The following is a 4,703-nucleotide window of genomic DNA, read 5'->3' on the forward strand; positions in this document are numbered from 1 at the left end:
GCCGCCGTCTTGAAGAACGTGCCGGCGAACTCGTGGTACGGCGCGGCCACCTCCAGCCAGGCCCGCAGTACGCCGGTCATCCGCGGCACGAACGCCTGCTCGGCGGCGAGGACCGGCTCGACCGCGACGCGGTGCTGGTCCTGGAGCAGGTCGTAGTACGCCTGCATCAGGTGGTCCTTGGAACCGTAGTAGTAGTACGCGTTCCCGACCGAAACGCCCGCCTCGTTGGCGATCGCGCGCATCGTCGTCTTGCCGTACCCCTGCTCCCGGAACAACCGCAGCGCCGTCGTCAGGATCAGCTCACGCGTCTGCTCGCCCTTCGCGGTCGCACCGTCCGTCACACCCGTCAGCGTAATCACCTCCACTCAACCGCCGCAGCCCAGCCGCGGCCTGCACCATCGCCCGCGCCACCGGCCGCAGCGCCGGACTCGCCAGCCGTACGGCGGTGTGCCTGTGCTCCCCCGTGGCCCACAGGCAGACGATCCACGCCCGGTCTCCGACGTACACCGACCCGTCGTCCGCAACCACCGTGATGTCGCGCAACGTCGCAGCGTGGTCGAGCGCGGGGTAGCGCGCCCGCGCGTGCGCCGACCCCGCCGCGACGAACACCAGCCGCACCACCCCGCCGTACCCGTCCGGCGCCGGCCGCTGTCCGGCCAGCCATTTCGTGAACCGGCGGCACAGCGGGCACTCGGCGTCGTACAGCACTGTCAGTTCACGCATGCTCGATCGGCCACATCGGCGGCTGGCCACCGGCGAACGCGGGGCCTTGGACCATGTCGTTCGGCGGCACCGGCGGGCGGGTCAGCGTGTCGAGCTTGCTGCGATTGCGGATCTTGTTGAAGATCCACACGTTCGTCAGGTGCACCACGCCGAGCACCAGCATCACGATCCCGAGCTTCACGCTGAGCTGCTCGAAGATCCCGCTCGCGCTCTCGACCGGCGTCCCGCTGCGCAGGAACAGCGTCACGAACCCGAGGTTGAGCAGGTAGAACCCGACGACGAGCAGCCGGTTCACCGCCTCCGCGATGTCCTCGTTCCCGTGGAAGACGTCGACCAGGAACACGCGCCCGTACCGGCTCAGCGTCCGGGCCACCCAGATCGTCAACGGCACCGCGATCAGCAGGTAGAGCAGGTACGTCATGACCGTCATGTCCATCATCCACCTCACTCTTGAACACGTTCAAATCTCTGGCGGTCCTGACCGTACGCCGCTCTTTTGAACATGTTCAAGTCGAGGTGAACGTGATCTGGGGCACGATGGGGGTATGACGACCTGGGTCTTCGAAGGAACCGTCCTCCCCACCGGGGACACCGCCCGCCTGACGTTCGGCCAGGACCCCACCGGCGACCAACTGCCCGGCCGGTACGCCGTACCCGGCCTGGTCGACTCGCACTGCCACCTGACCATGGCGTACACCGACACCGGCCCCGCGATGCTCGGCGCGGACTTCGCCGCGGACATGCTCGGTACGCTCGCCCGCTCCGGCGTCAGCGCCCTGCGCGACGTCGGCGGCAACCGCGAGGTGACCCTCGAGCTCGCCCGGACCAACGACGACGACCGCCCGTACGTGCTGGCCGCCGGCCGGTTCCTCGCGCCCGCGAACCGCTACTTCCCGCAGATGTACGAGCCGGTCGCCCCGGAGGACCTGCTGGCCGCGGTGGAGACCGAGATCGCCGACGGCGCGACCTGGCTCAAGCTGGTCGGCGACTTCCCCGAGGTCGGCCCGAACGGCCCGATCCGCGGCAGCAAGGTCGGACCGACGTACGACCTGGATGTCATCGAGGCGATGGTCGAGCTCGCGCACGCCCGCGGCGCCCGGGTCGCGGCGCACGTCACCAGCGACCGGGTCACCGACCTGATCGGGCTGGGCATCGACTCGGTCGAACACGGTACGGCGCTCACCGAGCAGGACCTGGAGACGCTCGGCGCCCGCGGCGGCGCGTGGACGCCGACACTCGGCGCCTCGCTCTACAAGAGCCCGGACGAGACTCCGGAACAGACCGCGCGACGGGACGCCCGCTCCGAGTACCTGGCCTCGATCCTGCCGCTCGCCGACCGGTACGGCGTCCGCGTACTCACCGGCTCCGACGTCGACGGCACGGTCCCGTTGGAGATCGCCCTGCTCGTCGAGCACGGGTTGTCCGTCGAGCAGGCGATCACCGCGGCGTCGACCGGGGCGCAGGAGTTCCTCGGGCTGAGCGGCGCCGGCAATCTCGTCACGTACGACGCGGACCCGCGCGAGCACCCCGACGTACTGGCACGACCGGCCGGGGTCGTGCTCAACGGCCGGCGGATCGCGTGAAGGAGAAGGACCTCGACCGCTGGGTGCAGCGGTACCGGAAGGCGTGGGAGAGCAACGACCCGAAGGACATCGCCGCGCTCTGGACCGCGGACGCCACCTGGTACCGGCGGCCGGACGAGGCGCCGGTGGTCGGCCAGGAGGCGATCGTCGACGCCTGGCTGGACGTCGCGGACGCGCCGGGCGAGACGACGTTCGAGTACGAGGTGCTGGGGTTCGGCGACGGCGTGGCGTTCGTCCGCGGCTGGACGACGTACCTGACGAATCCGCCCGGCGAGTTCAGCAACCTGTGGGTGATCCGGATGGAGAAGGACCGCGCGCACGAGTTCGTCGAGTGGTGGATGGAGAAGCCGCGGTGAGCTACTCTCGCTGGTAGGCGCTCAGGGTGCCACCGGTCCGCGGGAAGGGCTCAGCCCACCTGGGATGTTTTGTGTTCGAGTACGGATTCACCTCCTTTCTCGCCTGACGATGCGGACAGCAGGCTCGTAGAGAGGAGGTCGGCGATGCCGACCCGAAACCTTCCGGACGACCCGAATCTCGATCACCTGCGCGGTCAGGCGAAGGCCCTGCTCAAGGGCGTGCGCGCGGGCGAACCCACCGCCGTCGAGCTGGCCGGCGAGTTCCATCCCGTGCGGACGCTGGCGGACGCGCAGCTCGTGACAGCCCGCAGCTACGGCTTCCCCAGCTGGCCGCGGATCGTGCGGCACCTGGAACTGGTCGATCAGTACAGCCGGTCGCCGCACCGGCAGTCCGTCGGCGGTCCGCTGGACACGCCGGAGCAGCGCGCCGACGAGTTCCTCCGGCTCGCGACCCTGCACTACGGCGAGGACGATCCGGCCCGGCAACAGGCCGCGCGCGACCTCCTGGAACGCTTCCCGGACATTGCCCGGAGCAACATCTACACACAGGTCGTCTGCGGCGACCCGGACATCGACTTCACTCAGGCGAGCGTCGAAGGTGGGCCGTATCGCTGGGAGCCGCTGCTCTACCTGACCTACAGCCGTCTCGACGCTCCGCATCAGGTCGAGATCGCCCGCAGGCTTCTCGAGAACGGCGCCGACCCGAACGCCGGGTACCTGTGGCAGGGCATGCCGTCGCCGTTCACCGCGCTCACCGGGGTGTTCGGCCGCGGCGAGGGCGACCAGCCGGCGCACCGCGATCGCGTCGAGCTGGCACGGCTGCTCCTCGACGCGGGCGCCGACCCCAACGACAGCCAGACCCTGTACAACTGCGGTCCCGGGTGTCCCCCGCCGTACGACGACGTACACCTGGAGCTGTTGCTCGAGTACGGGCTCGGCCGGGGTGACGGCGGCCCGTGGCACGAGCGGATGACGACCGCGCATCCGACGCCGCAACAGCTGCTCGAGGACGAGCTGGCGTTCGCGTCACTGGCCGGGCTGGTGCACCGGGTCGAGCTGGTGCTTGCCCAAGGCACCGACCCCGACGGCACCGGTACGCAGCACCCGGGGTTCAGCGGCGAACGCCCGTACGAACTCGCCGCCGTCCAGGGGCACACCGAGATCGCCGAGCTGCTCCGCGCGCGGGGTGCGGCGCCGTTGGACGAGATCCACGAGCTGTACGCCGCGGCGATGCGCGGTGAGCTGCCGGACGTCGATCCCGTGCTCGCGGCCCGCGCGGTCGCCCGCAATCGGCACCTCCCGGTGCGAGCGGCCGAGGTCGGGCGGGCCGTGGCGATGGAGCCGCTGCAGCGGCTCGGGTACGACCTGAACGGGATCTCGCGGGGCGTCGCGCCGATCCACCGCGCCGCACTCAACGGTCATTTGCAGACGGTACGGCGGCTGGTCGAGCTCGGCGCCGACCCGGAGCTGCGAGACCAGCTGTACCAGGGGAACGCGCTGAGCTGGGCCGAACACAATCACCAGGACGCGGTGGCCGACTACCTCAGGGGCTTACCGCAAGGAACAGGAACGCGCTGAACACCATGAGGTGAACGGCGCCCTGCAGCAGCGTGGCGCGACCGGTCGACAGCGTGATGATGCCGGTCACCACGGTCAGCGCGAACAGCACCATCTCCTTGCCGCCGAGCCCGAGGACGAGCGGACCGCTCAGCCAGATCGAGGCGACCGCGATCGCGGGGATGGTCAGGCCGATACTGGCCAGCGCTGAGCCGAGCGCGAGGTTGACGCTGGTCTGGAGACGGTTGCGCAGTGCGGCCCGCACCGCCGCGATCGTCTCCGGCAGCAACACCAGCATCGCGATCACGACACCGACCACCGACAGCGGCAGGCCGGCCGACTGGACGGCGTGTTCGAGGTTCGGCGAGACGGTCTTGGCGAGTCCGACCACCGACACCAGGCAGACGAACAGCAGCCCGAGGCTGAGCAGCGCGGTCGCTCCGCTGGGCGCGTCGGCGTGCTGGTCCTCGTCCTCGTCGGCGCC

At 70.2% G+C, this 4,703-nt stretch carries 7 protein-coding genes; 3 read left to right on the top strand and 4 right to left on the bottom strand.

Translation table 11 applies throughout. The features are described 5' to 3' along the window. The 3 genes from VFF46_RS18020 to VFF46_RS18030 all read right to left on the bottom strand — a co-directional run. On the bottom strand, positions 1-341 hold a 341-nt coding region (locus tag VFF46_RS18020; RefSeq protein WP_325038298.1), incomplete at its 3' end, for a TetR/AcrR family transcriptional regulator. Further along, entirely contained in the window at positions 301-723 is a 423-nt protein-coding gene (locus tag VFF46_RS18025; protein ID WP_325038299.1) for a thiol-disulfide oxidoreductase DCC family protein, read from the bottom strand. The genes VFF46_RS18025 and VFF46_RS18020, both read right to left, overlap by 41 nt. Further along, a complete protein-coding gene (locus tag VFF46_RS18030) occupies positions 716-1,162 on the bottom strand; it encodes a hypothetical protein (protein WP_325038300.1) in 447 nt (148 codons plus the stop codon). Before VFF46_RS18030 ends, VFF46_RS18025 begins: the two co-directional genes overlap by 8 nt. Positions 1,163-1,268: 106 nt before the next feature. Here VFF46_RS18030 and VFF46_RS18035 point away from each other — a divergent pair, with 106 nt between their 5' ends. The 3 genes from VFF46_RS18035 (at position 1,269) to VFF46_RS18045 (ending at position 4,240) form a co-directional block, all read left to right on the top strand. Further along, positions 1,269-2,306, top strand: a complete 1,038-nt coding sequence (locus tag VFF46_RS18035; protein ID WP_325038301.1) for an amidohydrolase family protein — start codon at positions 1,269-1,271, stop codon at positions 2,304-2,306. Further along, positions 2,303-2,662, top strand: a complete 360-nt coding sequence (locus VFF46_RS18040; RefSeq protein WP_325038302.1) for a nuclear transport factor 2 family protein — start codon at positions 2,303-2,305, stop codon at positions 2,660-2,662. Before VFF46_RS18035 ends, VFF46_RS18040 begins: the two co-directional genes overlap by 4 nt. Positions 2,663-2,806: 144 nt before the next feature. After that, a complete protein-coding gene (locus VFF46_RS18045; RefSeq protein WP_325038303.1) occupies positions 2,807-4,240 on the top strand; it encodes an ankyrin repeat domain-containing protein in 1,434 nt (477 codons plus the stop codon). Here the strand turns inward: VFF46_RS18045 and VFF46_RS18050 are convergent. Continuing rightward, positions 4,206-4,703, bottom strand: a 498-nt coding sequence (locus VFF46_RS18050; RefSeq protein ID WP_414673067.1) for a calcium:proton antiporter, incomplete at its 5' end; no start/stop codon positions are given. The genes VFF46_RS18045 and VFF46_RS18050 overlap by 35 nt on opposite strands.

The organism is Kribbella sp., from assembly GCF_035655035.1.
Classification (GTDB): Bacteria; Actinomycetota; Actinomycetes; order Propionibacteriales; family Kribbellaceae; genus Kribbella.

Excerpts from the sequence above, each read along its gene's own strand:
- VFF46_RS18025 (WP_325038299.1), bottom strand. The coding sequence starts at position 723 with ATGCGTGAACTGACAGTGCTGTACGACGCCGAGTGCCCGCTGTGCCGC.
- VFF46_RS18030 (WP_325038300.1), bottom strand. The coding sequence starts at position 1,162 with ATGATGGACATGACGGTCATGACGTACCTGCTCTACCTGCTGATCGCG.
- VFF46_RS18035 (WP_325038301.1), top strand. The coding sequence starts at position 1,269 with ATGACGACCTGGGTCTTCGAAGGAACCGTCCTCCCCACCGGGGACACC.
- VFF46_RS18045 (WP_325038303.1), top strand. The coding sequence starts at position 2,807 with ATGCCGACCCGAAACCTTCCGGACGACCCGAATCTCGATCACCTGCGC.